Source organism: Mesorhizobium sp. WSM4844 (assembly GCF_055811775.1).
On sequence record NZ_JBVVQB010000011.1, the window covers coordinates 94238 to 109118 of the forward strand.

At 62.4% G+C, this 14881-nt stretch carries 15 protein-coding genes and 1 tRNA gene; 10 read left to right on the forward strand and 6 right to left on the reverse strand.

Features of this window, described 5'->3' with window-relative positions; genetic code table 11:
• Positions 1 to 142: 142 nt before the first annotated feature.
• Both AC0L2A_RS11975 and rpiA read right to left on the reverse strand, forming a co-directional pair.
• The gene (locus AC0L2A_RS11975; RefSeq protein WP_091590973.1) at positions 143 to 709 is read right to left on the reverse strand and encodes a DUF2059 domain-containing protein; all 567 of its coding nucleotides are present in this window, start codon (positions 707 to 709) and stop codon (positions 143 to 145) included.
• Positions 696 to 1424, reverse strand: a complete 729-nt coding sequence (rpiA, locus tag AC0L2A_RS11980; protein WP_473608958.1) for a ribose-5-phosphate isomerase RpiA — start codon at positions 1422 to 1424, stop codon at positions 696 to 698. Before rpiA ends, AC0L2A_RS11975 begins: the two co-directional genes overlap by 14 nt.
• Before the next feature lie 169 nt (positions 1425 to 1593).
• On the opposite strand from rpiA, the gene AC0L2A_RS11985 reads away from it, so the two are divergent.
• The 7 genes from AC0L2A_RS11985 to AC0L2A_RS12015 all read left to right on the forward strand — a co-directional run bounded on the left by AC0L2A_RS11985 (position 1594) and on the right by AC0L2A_RS12015 (position 7800).
• Positions 1594 to 2277, forward strand: coding sequence for a phosphoglycolate phosphatase (locus AC0L2A_RS11985; protein ID WP_473608959.1), 684 nt, complete (start codon positions 1594 to 1596; stop codon positions 2275 to 2277).
• 128 nt (positions 2278 to 2405) lie between these two features.
• Positions 2406 to 2480, forward strand: a tRNA-Val gene (locus AC0L2A_RS11990).
• A gap of 447 nt (positions 2481 to 2927) precedes the next feature.
• Positions 2928 to 4190, forward strand: coding sequence for an ABC transporter substrate-binding protein (locus AC0L2A_RS11995; protein ID WP_473608960.1), 1263 nt, complete (start codon positions 2928 to 2930; stop codon positions 4188 to 4190).
• A gap of 69 nt (positions 4191 to 4259) precedes the next feature.
• A complete protein-coding gene (locus tag AC0L2A_RS12000) occupies positions 4260 to 5327 on the forward strand; it encodes a carbohydrate ABC transporter permease (protein WP_473608962.1) in 1068 nt (355 codons plus the stop codon).
• 1 nt (position 5328) lies between these two features.
• Positions 5329 to 6204, forward strand: a complete 876-nt coding sequence (locus AC0L2A_RS12005) for a carbohydrate ABC transporter permease (RefSeq protein ID WP_473608963.1) — start codon at positions 5329 to 5331, stop codon at positions 6202 to 6204.
• Between the two features lie 128 nt (positions 6205 to 6332).
• A complete protein-coding gene (locus tag AC0L2A_RS12010; protein ID WP_473608964.1) occupies positions 6333 to 7418 on the forward strand; it encodes an ABC transporter ATP-binding protein in 1086 nt (361 codons plus the stop codon).
• Between the two features lie 124 nt (positions 7419 to 7542).
• A complete protein-coding gene (locus AC0L2A_RS12015; RefSeq protein ID WP_027151749.1) occupies positions 7543 to 7800 on the forward strand; it encodes a PepSY domain-containing protein in 258 nt (85 codons plus the stop codon).
• Between the two features lie 90 nt (positions 7801 to 7890).
• Here AC0L2A_RS12015 and AC0L2A_RS12020 read toward each other — a convergent pair whose 3' ends face one another.
• Positions 7891 to 9783 carry a L,D-transpeptidase family protein gene (locus AC0L2A_RS12020; protein ID WP_473608966.1) on the reverse strand — a complete coding sequence of 631 codons (1893 nt, stop codon included), beginning with the start codon at positions 9781 to 9783 and terminating at the stop codon, positions 7891 to 7893.
• Positions 9784 to 10119: 336 nt separating this feature from the next.
• Entirely contained in the window at positions 10120 to 11031 is a 912-nt protein-coding gene (locus tag AC0L2A_RS12025; protein WP_473608967.1) for an alpha/beta hydrolase, read from the reverse strand.
• 47 nt (positions 11032 to 11078) lie between these two features.
• Between AC0L2A_RS12025 and AC0L2A_RS12030 the strand changes: the two genes are divergently transcribed.
• Entirely contained in the window at positions 11079 to 11531 is a 453-nt protein-coding gene (locus AC0L2A_RS12030; protein ID WP_091590958.1) for a MarR family winged helix-turn-helix transcriptional regulator, read from the forward strand.
• A gap of 5 nt (positions 11532 to 11536) precedes the next feature.
• Here AC0L2A_RS12030 and AC0L2A_RS12035 read toward each other — a convergent pair whose 3' ends face one another.
• Both AC0L2A_RS12035 and AC0L2A_RS12040 read right to left on the reverse strand, forming a co-directional pair.
• Complete coding sequence (locus AC0L2A_RS12035) at positions 11537 to 12148, reverse strand: pyridoxamine 5'-phosphate oxidase family protein (RefSeq protein ID WP_473608968.1); 612 nt, start codon at positions 12146 to 12148, stop codon at positions 11537 to 11539.
• Between the two features lie 65 nt (positions 12149 to 12213).
• Positions 12214 to 12567 carry a gamma-butyrobetaine hydroxylase family protein gene (locus tag AC0L2A_RS12040; protein ID WP_023801862.1) on the reverse strand — a complete coding sequence of 118 codons (354 nt, stop codon included), beginning with the start codon at positions 12565 to 12567 and terminating at the stop codon, positions 12214 to 12216.
• A 196-nt stretch (positions 12568 to 12763) separates the two neighbouring features.
• Here AC0L2A_RS12040 and moaA point away from each other — a divergent pair, with 196 nt between their 5' ends.
• Both moaA and AC0L2A_RS12050 read left to right on the forward strand, forming a co-directional pair.
• A complete protein-coding gene (gene moaA / locus AC0L2A_RS12045; protein WP_473608970.1) occupies positions 12764 to 13759 on the forward strand; it encodes a GTP 3',8-cyclase MoaA in 996 nt (331 codons plus the stop codon).
• 147 nt (positions 13760 to 13906) lie between these two features.
• On the forward strand, positions 13907 to 14827 hold the full coding sequence (locus AC0L2A_RS12050; RefSeq protein WP_473608971.1) for a DMT family transporter: 921 nt from the start codon (positions 13907 to 13909) through the stop codon (positions 14825 to 14827).
• The last annotated feature ends 54 nt before the right edge of the window (positions 14828 to 14881 follow it).

Below are 14881 nucleotides of genomic sequence, written 5' to 3' on the forward strand. Positions count from 1 at the left end.
CGGCTCCTTGCCCTTCAAAAATGTCTGAGACAGGTAGGCTGCAAACCAGCAAAAGAAAAGCCCGGACGCCGCGCATCCTGTCGGACGCGCAACGGAGGCGGGCTTTCCGGTCCAGCAGCGATAACGCCGCCGGAAAACAGGCTCAGTTCTTCGGTGCTTCCGGCTGCGTGCCATCAGCCGGAGCCGCGGCATTTGACGGTGCTGTGGCCTTTGCCGCCGCGGCCAGCGTTTCGCCGACCTGCTGGGCGAGATCGCGAGCGAGGCCATTCTGCCATATCTCGGCGGCCTTGAGCAGCTCACGCGTCACGGCCTGGCCGCTGTCGAGCAGTTTCTTGCCGGTATCGGAATTGTAGAAAGCGGCGATTTCGGTAAGCTCTTTTTCAGAAAATACCTTGGCATAGGCCAGGGCCGCTTCCTTCTCGAGATCGGCGCGGCGCGAGGCCAGCGCCAGAGCCTTTTCGCTAACCGTTCTGCCGATCAGCTCCTGCATGTCCGGGTTTTTTTGGATAAGCTGCTGCTGAAGCGCGGCGGCGGCCTGCGGCAGGATGTTGTCGAACGGGTCCGTCGCGTCGATCGCCGCGACTGCGGCGCGGGCCGCCTTCAGATGCCCTTCGCTGACGTCCTGCGAGAACGCCGGTGATGAAAACGCAAAGACGGCTGAAGCTGCCAGAATTGCAGAAAAACGGCGAACCCGGTTATGCAACGTCATGATCGGTAGAACTCCTTGGTTTTCGGGCGGCATGGACGGTTTGGACGCCGTCGCCGGCTATGATGGCCGCTGATGCCAGCCCGATGAAAAGACCATGCTCGACCACGCCCGGAATGGCATGGAGAGCATTCGAAAGCGCTCTTGTATCCGGAATGCGGCCAAAAGATGCATCAAGGATAAAATGGCCGCCGTCTGTAACAAAAGGCTGGCTTCCCGTCATCCTCAATGTGACGGGGCCGGAAAGGCCGAGCCTTCCGGCTGCCGCGGCGACGGCGATTTCCGTGGCACGCAGGCCGAACGGGTTGACCTCGATCGGCAGTGGAAAACGGCCAAGCGTCTCGACCATCTTCGAACGGTCGGCAATGACGATCATGCGGGCGGAAGCCGCCGCCACGATCTTTTCGCGCAGCAGCGCACCGCCGCCGCCCTTGATCAATGTCAGCTCCGGATCGATCTCGTCGGCGCCGTCGATGGTAAGGTCGAGCTCGGGCGTTTCTTCCAGCGTCGAAAGCGGCACGCCAAGCTCGCTGCAGAGGGTGGCGGTGCGCTCCGAGGTCGGCACGCCGATAATGGTACGGCCGGTGGCGACCTTTTCGGCGAGCAGCCGAACGAACTCTTCGGCCGTCGAGCCGGTGCCGATGCCAAGCCGCATGCCATCGCTGACATGGGCAAGTGCCGCCCGCGCGGCCTCGACCTTCAATTGTCTCGCATCCATGCCGTGTGTCTAGCCCCAAAATTTGTTTCGGCGCTCCTAGCATCTTTGCCCGTCCGGTCAAAGACTTTGCCCTGTGGATTGACGCCCTGTGGATTGAGCCGGCACGGCTTGCCTGGATGGGCTGCAGCGGCTATCGCCTGCAGGCAGCGTAATCGTCACAGGACAGGCCATGACCCGACCGATCATCGTGTTCGACCTCGACGGGACGCTAATCGACACAGCGCCGGACCTGCTCGACAGCCTTAACCACAGCCTTGCCGCCAGCGAACTCGCAGCCGTCGATGAGGCCGGGTTCAAGCGCTTCGTCGGCCATGGCGGCCGGGTGATGATCGAGCGCGCGCACGCCGCGCAGCAGAGATCGCTGGTGGTGGAGGAACACGACCGATTGCTAAAACTCTTCCTCGATCATTACACCAATAACATCCCGGGCAAATCGCGCCCCTACCCCGGCGTCGTCGAGACGATCGAGCGATTCGAGGCGGCTGGCTATCTCCTGGCCGTCTGCACGAACAAATACGAAGCCAACTCGGTGGCGCTGATCGAGGCGCTCGGCCTGGCGAAGCATTTCGCGGCGATTTGCGGTCAGGACACGTTTGCGTTCCGCAAGCCCGACCCGCGCCATCTGACCGAAACCATTTTGCTCGCCGGCGGCGATCCGCACCGCGCGCTGATGGTCGGTGATTCGCAGACCGACATTGATACGGCCAAGGCGGCCGGCATTCCCGTGGTGGCGGTCGATTTCGGCTACACCGACCGCCATGTGCGCGAATTCGAACCGTCGGCGGTGATCTCGCATTTCGATGCGCTGACGGTTGGTCTGACCGAACGCCTGATTGCCGCTGCCGGGCACTGAGCGCGACGGCGACCGGGCCGCTGCCGGCGGGCCTGCATTCGGTCTTCGTCGGAACGCCAGCACATCGCCTTGACTTCCCCGGCCGGCCTCCCTTATATCGCGGCGCGCTTGGCCTTCGGGCAACGAGCGGGCGATTAGCTCAGCGGGAGAGCACACCCTTCACACGGGTGGGGTCGCAGGTTCAATCCCTGCATCGCCCACCAATACCCGCTTCCCGTACAAAGTGCCGTCCGCTTCGGAGCCGCCTACGCTTCGAACTTCCGCCTCATCGCAAGGTTTGCCAAGACCCGGTTCATGCGATTCGCCAGGCAGCCGGGGACACATCACAAGGCCCTGTCTACCCTTGGAATCGCTCAAGCTGCACATTGAACGCGGCCGGGAGAAAGTTGACGCAGGACAAAATCGTCCTAGGTGAACTGCTATCTCAGTGGCCCGCGAACTGACGAGGGGAAATCGCCGTCGACCTCCTGCTCCGATTAGGTGAAACTGCGCAATTGCAAATGCGTCCGGCTTCCGCGAACATTGCTGGACCCCATCAAGGGCCGTAGCGGCCGACCCGAAACTGAGCGCTGGCTTCCCGGCCCGCTGTCCTGGCGGCCTCGACCTTGGATCCAGCCGGCGACCTTAAAGTCGAAAGGGAGGAATAACCGATGAACCTGACAAAACACCTTGCCGGTGTGGTGATCGCGTCGACCTGTCTGTGTGCGCCCGCGCTGGCGCAGACCAGGTTGACCATGTGGTATCACGGCGCCGGCAATGAGGTGGAGTCGCGAATCCTCAACCAGATTATTTCCGACTTCAACACCAGCCAGTCCGACTGGACGGTGACCATCGAGAGCTTCCCCGAGAAGAGCTACAATGATTCCGTCGCGGCTGCGGCCCTGGCGGGCAACCTGCCCGACATCCTGGATGTGGACGGGCCCGTCATGCCCAATTGGGCCTGGGCCGGCTATCTGCAGCCGCTGCCGATCGACGAGAGCGAGTTCGCCGACTTCCTGCCCGGCGCCAAAGGCGTGTGGGATGGCAAGGTCTATTCGGTCGGTCTGTGGGAGGCGGCGGTGGCGCTTTTTGCACGCCAATCGACGCTGGATGAATTGGGCTTGCGCACCCCGACCCTCGACAAGCCCTGGTCGCGCGAGGAATTCATGGCCGCGCTCGACGCCGCCAAGGCCTCCGGCAAGTATGAATTCGCCCTTGATCTCGGCATGAACGACCAGGCCGAGTGGTATTCCTACGCCTTCTCGCCGTTCCTGCAGAGCTTCGGCGGCGACATTGTCGACCGTTCGACCTACAAGACCGCGGAAGGCGCGCTGAACGGCGAGGCTGCGCAGGCGTTCGGCAAGTGGTGGCAAGCGCTGTTTACCGGAGGCTATGCGCCTGGCACCAGCGAGGACCCGGCCGATCAGCAGACCGGTTTCATCGGCGGCAAGTTCGCCTTCCAGTGGAACGGCAACTGGCGCGCGGTGGCAACGATGGAAGCCGTGGATGACGTTGTCTTCCTTCCAGCCCCCGATTTCGGCGCCGGCAACAAGATCGGCGCGGGATCTTGGCAATTCGGCGTGTCGGCCAAGTCGAAACATCCGGAAGGCGCTGCCGAGTTCATCAAGTTCGCCGCGCAGGACAAGTACCTGGCCGCCTTCTCCGACGGCATCGGCCTGATCCCGCCGACGCCCTCGGCGGCGCAGATGACGAAGAACTACAAGGATGGCGGCCCGCTCGCGGTGTTTTTCGACCTCTCCAAGGCACAAGCCCTGGTGCGCCCGGTCACCCCGGGGTACGTGGTCCAGGCCAAGGTCTTCACCAAGGCACTGGCCGATATCGCCAATGGCGCCGACGTGGCCGACACGCTTGACGCGGCGGTCGACGAGATCGACGCTGACATCGAAAGCAATGGTGGCTACGGTCACCGCTAGTTCTGTCGCGCCGGGGTCCTCGCCAGCCGCGGACTCCACCCTCTGTGGCTTGCTGGGCGGATACGGCAAATGGCGTCGAAGCTAACCCTGTCGAACCGGGCGGGCTGGACATTCGTCCTGCCGGGCTTCGCACTTATCTTCACATTCATCGTGCTGCCGTTTTTCTTCGCGATCGGTCTGTCATTGACAAATCAGCGGCTGCTGTCACCGAACCCGACCCAGTTCGTCGGGTTGGAAAACTATCAGCAGCTCCTGGGCCTTGCGGTGGTGACCCTCGAGCCGGAGCGCGACGATGCTGGCGAAGTGGTCCGAAACGAGGCCGGCGAAATCCAGTATCCCCGCCTGCGTGAGATCACCCGCAGCGACGATTATCCTCAGTATCGCGGCATGCGCGAGTGGTTTCGCTGGCAGTCCGGCGAAAACGTCATGATCGTCATCGCCAGCGACGTTGTGTTCATGAAGGCGCTGGTAAACACCTTCCTGTTCGTCCTGGTCGTGGCGCCGGTACAGGGCAGCCTCGCGCTGATGCTTGCTTTGCTGATCAACCACAAGGTCAGGGGCATCAACCTGTTCCGGACCATCTACTTCATGCCGGTGGTGGTCTCCATCGTCGTGGTCTCGCTCCTCTGGCGGTTCATCTATGACGGCCAGAACGGGCTGTTGAACAGCATCCTCCAGGCCCTCACCTTCGGCCTCTTCCAGCCCGTCGACTGGCTCGGCAATCCCTCGACGGCGCTGCCCGCAGTCATGGCCATGTCGATCTGGCAGGCCGTCGGCTTCCACATGGTCATCTGGCTGGCGGGGTTGCAGACGATCAGCCCCACGCTCTACGAGGCCGCCGCCATCGAGGGGGCTTCAAGATGGCAGACCTTCCGCTATGTCACCTGGCCGGGCCTGCGCAACACCGCCGTGCTTGTGCTTGTCGTGATCACCATGCAGGGCTTCGCGCTTTTCGCCCAGATCGACGTGATGACCAATGGCGGTCCGCTCGACAGCACCCAGACCCTCGTCTTCCAGGCGGTCGAGCGCGGCTACGGCAAGCAGGACATCTCCGGCGGCTCGACCATCTCGGTCATCCTGTTCGTGATCGTGCTGGCGATCTCACTCATCCAGCGCTGGCTGACACGGGAGCGTTAGGATGGCCTTCGATCCCGACAATTACGGCCTCAGGCTGTTCGTCCGCTATCTGGTGCTGTGCCTGATCGCGCTGATCTTCGTCTTTCCGCTCGTGTTCATGATCAACTCGAGCTTCAAGCCGGACAGTCAGCTTCTCGCGGACACTTCCAGCCTGCGTGCCTTCCTGCCCGTCGGCGACATCAGCCTCAACAATTATTTCGGAGCGTTCCGGCGGGCGCCGGTCGGCCTGTTCGTGTTAAACTCGGTTCTGGTCACCGGGGCGACCGTCCTTCTCTCGTTGCTGATCTGTTCGCTGGCCGCATTCTCGTTTGCTTTCCTGCGGTGGAAGGGGCGCGATGTCCTGCTCTCGATCGTCATCGCGACGCTGATCATCCCTTTCGAGACCATCGCTATCCCGCTCCTGCTCCTGGTCTCGAAACTGCCCTGGATCGGGCTTGATGGGCTGCATTGGGGCTGGCTCAATACCTACCGGGTGCAGATCATCCCGTGGATCGCCGACGGACTTACGATCTTCCTGTTCGTGCAGTATTTCAAAGGGCTGCCGGGCGAACTGATTGACGCAAGCCGGGTGGAGGGAGCGAATTGGTGGCAGGTCTACTATCGCGTCGTCATGCCGCTTTCAGGGCCGGTACTGGCGACTGCCGCCATCCTGAAATTCCTCGTCATGTACAACCAATATCTCTGGCCGCTGATCGTGGTGCAGCAGGAAGGCTATCGCCCGGTCATGGTCGGCCTCGGCTACTTCTTTCAACTCAACGTCGCCTGGGGCGAAGTCATGGCTTATCTCACCCTTATCACCGTCCCTGTGCTGGTCTTCTACCTGTTGCTGCAGCGCGCCTTCATCGCGTCGATCGCCTCGACCGGCGTGAAGGGCTGACTGCATGGCTCTCGCGCTCAAACGCCAGTGGATCTGGGACGGCCGGTCAGCCCCATTCCTCAAGGCCGACCAATCGATCGGAGACCCCGAATTGCCGCACATGAATCAGGAAACGGGAGCCATCGCTCGTGGCTGAGGTCTCACTCAAGGGCGTCAAGAAATCCTTCGGTCGCGTCGAAATCATCAAAGGCGTCGATATCCACATCAACGACGGCGAGTTCGTCGTCTTTGTTGGACCGTCGGGCTGCGGGAAGTCCACGTTGCTGCGCATGATCGCCGGACTCGAGGACATAACCGAAGGCACCCTCGAGATCGGAGGCCGGGTGGTCAACCAGCTGCAGCCCAAGCAACGCGGTGTTGCGATGGTGTTCCAGAGCTATGCCATCTTTCCGCACATGACCGTGCGCGAGAACATCGCGTTCGGCCTTACGATCGCGGGCGCTTCCAGGCAGGAAAAGCAGCAGAAGGTGGCCGAGGCCGCACGCATCCTGCAAATGGAACATTTGCTCGACCGCCGGCCAAGTCAGCTTTCGGGCGGCCAGCGCCAGCGCGTCGCCATCGGGCGCGCAATCACCCGGAAACCGGCCGTATTCCTGTTTGACGAGCCGCTCTCCAACCTCGACGCCGCACTGCGCATGGACATGCGCATGGAAATCGGCCGGCTGCGCAGGCAACTGGGCACAACGATGATCTATGTCACCCACGACCAGGTCGAGGCGATGACGCTGGCTGACAGGATCGTCGTGCTGAAGGACGGTCAAGTCATGCAGATCGGAGCGCCGATGGAGCTCTATCACGAGCCGGCCAACAGATTCGTAGCCGGCTTTCTCGGAGCGCCGTCGATGAATTTCCTGAACGTCGACGTCCTCGCCCTCGATGGCGAAGCGGCAATGGTTGGCAACCAATCCCTGGAGCCGATCAGGGTAGCGACCAGAAGGCGCGCCTTCCGGAAAGACGGCAAGGCCATCCTGGGTGTCCGTCCGCAGCACCTCCGGCCGGTGCAATCTGGAAAAGGCTTGCTGCATGGCATCGTGGCACATGCCGAGCGATTGGGCAGCGAGACGATTGTCGACCTGACACTTCGCGATAACAGCGAACTCATTGCCGCCTTCAATGAAGACAAGGTCTTTGAACCGGGTGACGCTCTGGAACTCACGTTCGACACGGCCTTGGCCCACCTCTTCCCCGACGAAGGTGAGTTGCAGACGCGTTAGCATGAGCAAACGACAATGCGTCGGCGCAATTCGCGGGTGTCCATTCCGGAACCCGGAACAAACCTGCCCGGAACAAACCTGCATGGCCGCGAGTTTCTACTTTCGCGAGAAGCGAGGGAAAGCCATGTTCAGACTTGTTTTGGCGACAGGCGTCGTAGTTCTCTTTTTCGGTGAACCGGCCCTTGCCGCAGACGGAAGTCCGTTGCCGCCGCAGAATGCCAGGAAACTGTCGGAGATAATCGCCAAGGTCGAGCAACGCGACGACTTTCGCTACGTCGACGAGGTCGCTTGGGACAGCGGCGCCTACACCGTTACTTATTACACGACCGACAAGGCGAAGGTCGAAATCACCTACGATCCGGTGACAGCCGAACCCAAATAGATCGCCCCTCCAGGCAATACGTGCCCAGCTCGGCGACGCTCATGGCGGCGCGGCCGGGTTCCGGCGCCCGCTCTCCCTGCGTTAGCATCCTCAGATCGCCGGCGAGCGCACTGCTTCCGTGCTATCGAGCGCCTGCTGCAGCCGCGCGTCGCGGTCGTAGACGTCGCTGAAATATTCCACTTTGCCGGACATATCAGGCCAGGCGGTGAAATAGGCGACATAGACCGGGATCCTGCGCGCTACCTTCTCCGTCGCATGTCCGTGCTTCAGCTTCTCCGCGATGTCATCGACCGAGGTGCCGAGCACGGCCGCCGCCATGCCGCGCGGATCCTGCAGGCGAACGCAGCCATGGCTGAGCGCGCGCATGTCACGCTGGAAAAACGTCTTTTGCGGCGTGTCGTGCATGTAGATGGCGTGCTTGTTGGGGAACAGGATCTTCAGTTCGCCCAGCGCATTGGCCTCGCTCGGCAGCTGGCGCACGCCATAAGGTATTTTTGCGCCATAGGCGCCCCAATTGACCGAGGAGGACGGAATGCGTTTGCCGCGCGCATTGACCACTTCGTAGCCGGCGCGGTCGAGATAGCCGGGATCCCTGCGCAGCCGGGGCAGCATCTCGTTGACGAGGATCGACTGCGGCACGCCCCAGTAGGGATGGAAGTCGACCTGCTCGAGTTGATCGTAGAAGAAGGAAGTCTGGTTGGTGGTCTTGCCGATGACGACGCGGGTCTTCAGCTTCTCCTCGCCATTTTCGATATAGCTCGCGGTAAACGCCGGCTGGTTGATGAAGACACGCGGGCTGCCGAGATCGGATGGCAGCCAGCGCAACTCTTCCAGCGCGACCTGCACCTTTTGAATCTTGTCGGCTTTGGACGTCCCGACCAGCGCCGCGACGGTGCGCGGACCGATGACGCCGTCGCCCTTCATGCCAGCCTTTTTCTGAACCGCCTTGATGACCGGCACCAGTTCCGGATCATAGACCTCGCTGGTGGCGAGCCTGGCCAATATCTCGCCATAGGCGCCGCCCATCTCGTCGTCGAGATTGCGCGCGATCTTCGCCAGAAGCTTCGGCAGTTCGGGGCTGCTCTCTTCCGGCTTCAGCAACAGCTTGGGATCGACGACGATCTCGTCGTCGGCGCTGGCCTGAAGTGATTCCAGTTCGACGCGCAGCGCCTGGTATTCGGCGTTCTGCGGATGCCGTGATTCGAGATAGGTGCGCACTTGCTGGGTGCGCGTCAGCGTTTTCAGCACGCCTTCCATGTCGAGCGGCTTGGCCGGGAAATCATAGTAGCCGGTAATGCGATTGGGATCGACGCGGCCACTGTGCGCGTCGCGGACATAGCGCAAGACGCGCGCTGACAGCGCCATCTCGAAGCGGACGAGCTGCTTGAGCCGCGCATCGGCGCTGCCGGTCGATGCGCCGGCGGCAGGCACTTCAACCGTATAGTCGGCCGGCGTGAGGCCATAGCTCGTCGCCTCGCCAAGCACCCGCACCGCATCTTGCGCGCGGCTGTTGGCATTGGCTCCCGTCACCCAGATGAAATCCGGATTGGCCGCGTAATAGGCGACGAGCGCCTTGGCGATGTCCTTCTCGGCGTAGAGCTCGTAGTCATCCAGTCCGGCAATCGCTTCGCGGAAGGCCGCGCCGGTGACGGAAGATGGCTGGAATGCGGCGTCCTGTGGCATTGCCGGCTCCGGCGCTGCCGTCAGCGTCGAGAAGTCGACGCGCACGAGCGGATCGCTCTTGTAGGTGTAATAGGACGGGCTGCGAATCCGAGAGGCAGCGGGCGCTGCCGCATATGGCTTGTATTTCGGCCTCTGCCTTGATGGCGGCAGGGGGTAATCACCTCGCGGCGAATGCCTGACACCACCGCCGAAGAGCCTCTCGAAAAACCCTTGCGCGTCTGCCTGCGGCACGCCGAAGGCCAGCATTGCCGCGACCGCCGCAAGCGGCATCACGGTTGCTTTGTTTCCGAGGAATTTCATGGAATCACCCGCTCCGGCTGCAGCCGGCTCCCGTTCCGCATCGCTTGACGGTCTCGCCCACCGCATCATGGATGTAGGGCGCGACTACACCGATTCATACTGATTTCGTTAAGCTTTCATAAATTTCAGAACGTCTCTGTTGCAGAACGGTTTCACAACGGTGGCAGCCGAAGCGAATCGGCTCCGTTCCGGCTCCAGCGAATAGCACTGAGGCCGGGCGATGACGCCGCCGGCGATGGGAATCAACTCGACCAGCCCCTACGACGCATTCGGCTGCAAGGAAGCGCTCTTCCTCGAAGCGGTCGATCTCTGCACGCAGGTCGAAGCCGTCGCTGTTTAATGCAGCGATACCGGCTCCCGGTGTTCGGCAACGAAGCCGACCGCACGCTCGACCACGCCCTTGTCGGCGAGGATGCGGCGGTGGCCGAGCCCGTCGGCCCAGTACAGCCGCACATGGTCGCCGGCCCCGGCATAGAGCCTTGCATGGTCGGCGGACACCTCGCGGTCGTCCGGCGCATGGATGACCAGCGTTGGCACCGGCGTGCCGGCAAGCTGACGGTCGCCGGTGAATTCGTGCAGCGGTCGCCCGGCGATGCGTTCGACCCGGTCGGCCATGGCGGCCTGCGAGCGTGGGCCGACACTGAGCATGCGGCTGAAATCGTTGAAGATCGCAGGCAGTGAGCTCGGCGCCGCGATCAGCACCAGCCGCCCGGCCGGCAGCGGCGGAATGGCCTTGACCGAACCGGCGACGGCATTGGCGGCGACGGCGCCGCCGAAGGAATGGCCGACGACCGCCACGAACGGGCCGAACCACTCGCCGGTCAGCCGAGCGGCCTCGACAGCGCTGACCAATGTGAGCCGGCGTCCCTGCGATTGGCCGTGGCCCGGCAGGTCGAGCGAGACAACCTTGTAGCCGGCGCCTCGATAGGCTTCGATCAGCGTGCGCATATATTCGGTGCGCGAACGCCAGCCATGGATGACGAGCACCGTGCCGGCGGCCCGCCTGCCCGGCTCTGGCCTGAATTCATGCACCATGACGCAGCCGTTTTTGGTCTTCAGCAGATGATGGCGAGCCTCGGCCATGAAGCCGGCGGCGCGGTCGACGGCGCGTCGCTCGCCGTCGCTGAGAATTTTGGCGTTCGGCGTGCGGCAGAACAGTTCGAATGCCGCGCGCCCGGTAAGGCGGGGAGCCACATGTTCGGCGGCGGCAAACACGCCCCGGATGACCTTCAATCCAAATGATGCCATAGTGGCGATCCATCCATTCGTTCAAGCATGAACATAATAGTTCAAACATGAACATTAAACAAGAGCTGCCCTGGGACAACCCGCGTTTTCGCAACTGGGTCGCGGTGGCGCGCGCCTGCCATGTCCTGGAGCGCACGCTGGCAGTGAAGCTTGCGCCGCTGGACCTGAAGCCGGCGCAGCTCGACGTGCTGATGAATCTTTACCGCCATCCCGGCATGTCGCAGCACGATCTCGCCCGCCGGCTGCTGGTCGGCCGTTCCAACATCACCATGCTTTTGCCGCAACTCGAGACACGCGGCCTGCTGCGCCGCGAAGGCGATCAGAAGGACAAGCGCGTGCTGCGCCTGACCCTGACCGAAGCCGGCACGGAACTGCTGATGCAGGCGCTGAAGGTTCATATGGCGCTGATCGAGAAAGCGATGAGCCAGTCGACGCCGGAGCAATGCGACATGATCGGCGAGCAGATGCGCAAAATTGCAGACGTGCTCAAGGAAGCGTGACCCGCTCACCACATCGACTTTTTCGCGCGCTCCGGCCATTCCCTGTCGTAAGCCTCGCCGTCGATGCCTTTCCGGCTGGTGATTTCCAGGATCTTTCCGGGTGTCGGCAGCGACTTCGGGTCGACATGCCTCGCCGGGTTCCACAGTTCCGACCGATGGACGGCGCGAGCGCACTGGAAATAGACCGAATCGACATCGATGACCGTGACCGAACGCGCCGGTCGGCCGTCGACGCTGAACGAGGCACACAGCGCGGCATCCGTGGTGATGTGGGCGCGGCCGTTGACGCGCAGCGTGGTGCCGCAGCCTGGGACCAGGAACAACAGGCCGACGCGCGGATCGCGAATGATGTTTTTTAGCGAATCGGCACGGTTGTTGCCGCGCCGGTCCGGCATCAGCAGGGTTTTCGGATCATGGATGCGGACGAAGCCGGCGAGGTCGCCGCGCGGCGAGCAATCCAGCCCTTCCGGCCCGCAGGTCGCGAGCGCGGCAAAAGGCGAGGCCTCGATGAAGGCGGCGTATTCGGGAATGACATGGTCGAGTTCCTTGACCAGCGACGTCTCGCCGGGCAGCCCATAGAGCGCTTCGAGCTGCTCGACCGTGGTGATGACGGACATGTTTTCGCCTCCGAGTATCCGCAGCCGCTACTCCAAATCGGTGACGCTTTGACGACGGGCCGGAGCTACCGATCGCGGCTTAGCCCCTTCTCTTCCAGCTCGGCGAGATAGGCGGCCCAGCGTGCGTCCTTCTCATGACCCAGCGTATGCAGGTAGTTCCAGGTGAAGATGCCGGTATCGTGGAAATCGTCGAAGGTGATGCGGACGGCATAGTTGCCGACCGGTTCGATCTTCAGGATCGCAACGTTGCGCTTGCCAGGAACGGTCACGCGCTGTTCGGGCGAATGGCCCTGCACTTCGGCGGATGGCGACGCCACCCGCAAAAGCTCCGCCGGCAGCTCGAACGGCTGATGGCCAGGGAACGTCACGGTTAGCAGCCTGCGGTCCTTCGAGACCCTGAGTTCCTTCGGCGCCGTCATGGTGATAGGTTCCGCATCATCTGTCCTTTCCCTACGCCGCTTCGCGCAGCGGGAAAAGGCCGCTTCGAAATTTCCGACACGATCTGTCGGCGCGATGTTGCCCAGGATCGAAACTTCTTGTCTTGAATGGCAGGTTGGATCGTATCACATAGCCATATATAACGATGCCGTTCGCAACCACGGGAAACGCACCAGCATGGACATGATCGATCCTTTTGGTCGCACGATCAGCTATCTGCGCGTTTCGGTCACCGACCGCTGCGACTTCCGCTGCACCTATTGCATGGCCGAGGACATGGCGTTCCTTCCCAAGAAGGATTTGCTGTCGCTGGAAGAACTCGACCGGCTATGCACGGTTTTCATCGAAAAGGGCGTCAGGAAACTGCGTCTTACCGGCGGCGAGCCGCTGGTGCGCAAGAACATCATGCATCTTGTGCGTCAGATTTCGCGTCATCTCGAAAGCGGCGCTCTGGAAGAATTGACGCTGACCACCAACGGCTCGCAGCTTTCGCGCTTTGCCGCTGAACTCGGCGATTGCGGGGTCAAGCGCATCAACGTCTCGCTGGACACGCTGGACCCGGAAAAATTCCGTCAGATTACCCGCTGGGGCAATCTCGACAAGGTCATGGATGGCATCGACGCCGCGCAGGCAGCGGGACTGAAGGTGAAGCTCAATGCGGTGGCGCTGAAGGATTTCAATGACGCCGAACTGCCCGAGATGCTGCGCTGGGCGCACGGCCGCGGCATGGAGTTGACTGTCATCGAAACCATGCCGATGGGCGAGATCGACGGCGACCGCACCGACCAGTATCTGCCGCTGTCGCTGCTGCGCGCAGCACTCGAGCGGCAGTTCACGCTGACCGACATCCCCTACAAGACCGGTGGCCCGGCCCGCTACGTCCACGTCGCCGAGACCGGTGGCAGGCTCGGCTTCATCACGCCGATGACGCATAATTTTTGCGAAAGCTGCAACCGCGTCCGGCTGACCTGCACCGGCACGCTCTATATGTGCCTCGGCCAGGAAGATGCGGCCGACCTGCGCGCACCGTTGCGTGCATCCGAAGGCAACGAACTGGTCGCCGACGCCATCGACGAAGCCATTGGCCGCAAGCCGAAGGGCCATGATTTCATCATCGACCGCCGCACCAACCGTCCGTCGGTATCGCGGCACATGAGCGTCACCGGCGGCTGATCTTCCTGGTCGCACCACCGAAATAAATCCTGCCGCTGTTGCGAGGAGGTTGTAACGAGCCGCCGAAGGCCGTGGACCAGCCCTTTGACGTTGCTGTCTTGCCGCCGGCTGGTAGAGGCTTGATGCAGGACCACAGTGGTAACGCCTTTGCTTTTTTCCCCAAATCTTCGCGGTGCACTGTTCATGGTGGTGGCGATGAGTGGTTTCACCCTCAACGACGCGATCACCAAAGTCGCGTCGGAATCCATGAACATGGCGCAGGTCATGCTGATCCGCGGCGCCTTCGCTTCGCTTTTCGTAGGCCTGCTTGCCTGGCAACGCGGTGCGCTTGCCGTGCCCGGCTCGATGCTGCAGCCGATGGTGGCGATACGCGTGATCGGCGAAGCCGGCGCTACCGCGTCGTTTCTCATCGCCCTTGCCCATCTGCCGATTGCCAATGTCTCGGCCGTGCTGCAGGCGCTGCCGCTGGCGGTGACGATGGGCGCAGCACTTGTGTTCAAGGAAGGCGTCGGCTGGCGGCGCTGGCTGGCCATAGCCATCGGCTTTGCCGGCGTGCTGATCATCGTGCGGCCGGGCTTCGAGGGGTTCAGCATCTATTCGCTGCTGGCGCTGGCCTGTGTCGCCTGTTGTGCGGTGCGTGACCTCGCCACCAAGCGGATACCGCAAGCCATTCCGACATTGCTGGTGTCGACCACCACGGCACTCGCCATGACCGTGCTCGGCGCGGCGCTGCTTTTGCCGATGGGCGGATGGACACCGATGACGGGGGAAAGCACGGCGTTCCTGGCATTGGCGGCAGTGCTCGTGGTCATCGGTTACCAGTTCATCATCATGGCGATGCGGGTGGGCGACATCTCGTTCATCGCGCCGTTCCGCTACACGGCCCTGCTCTGCTCGATCCTGCTTGGCCTGTTCATCTTCGGCGACGTTCCCGACCTGCCGATGATCCTCGGCGCCAGCATCATCGTCTGCTCCGGCCTCTACGCACTTTACCGCGAACGGATCGTCGGCCGGCGCAAGACAGCCGCCGAAAGCGCTGGACCTGATATGGCGCCGGACGGCATATAGGCTTGCCGTTCGCCACGAGTGACCTTGTCCGTGTCGAGGGTCTGTTGCAGAGCA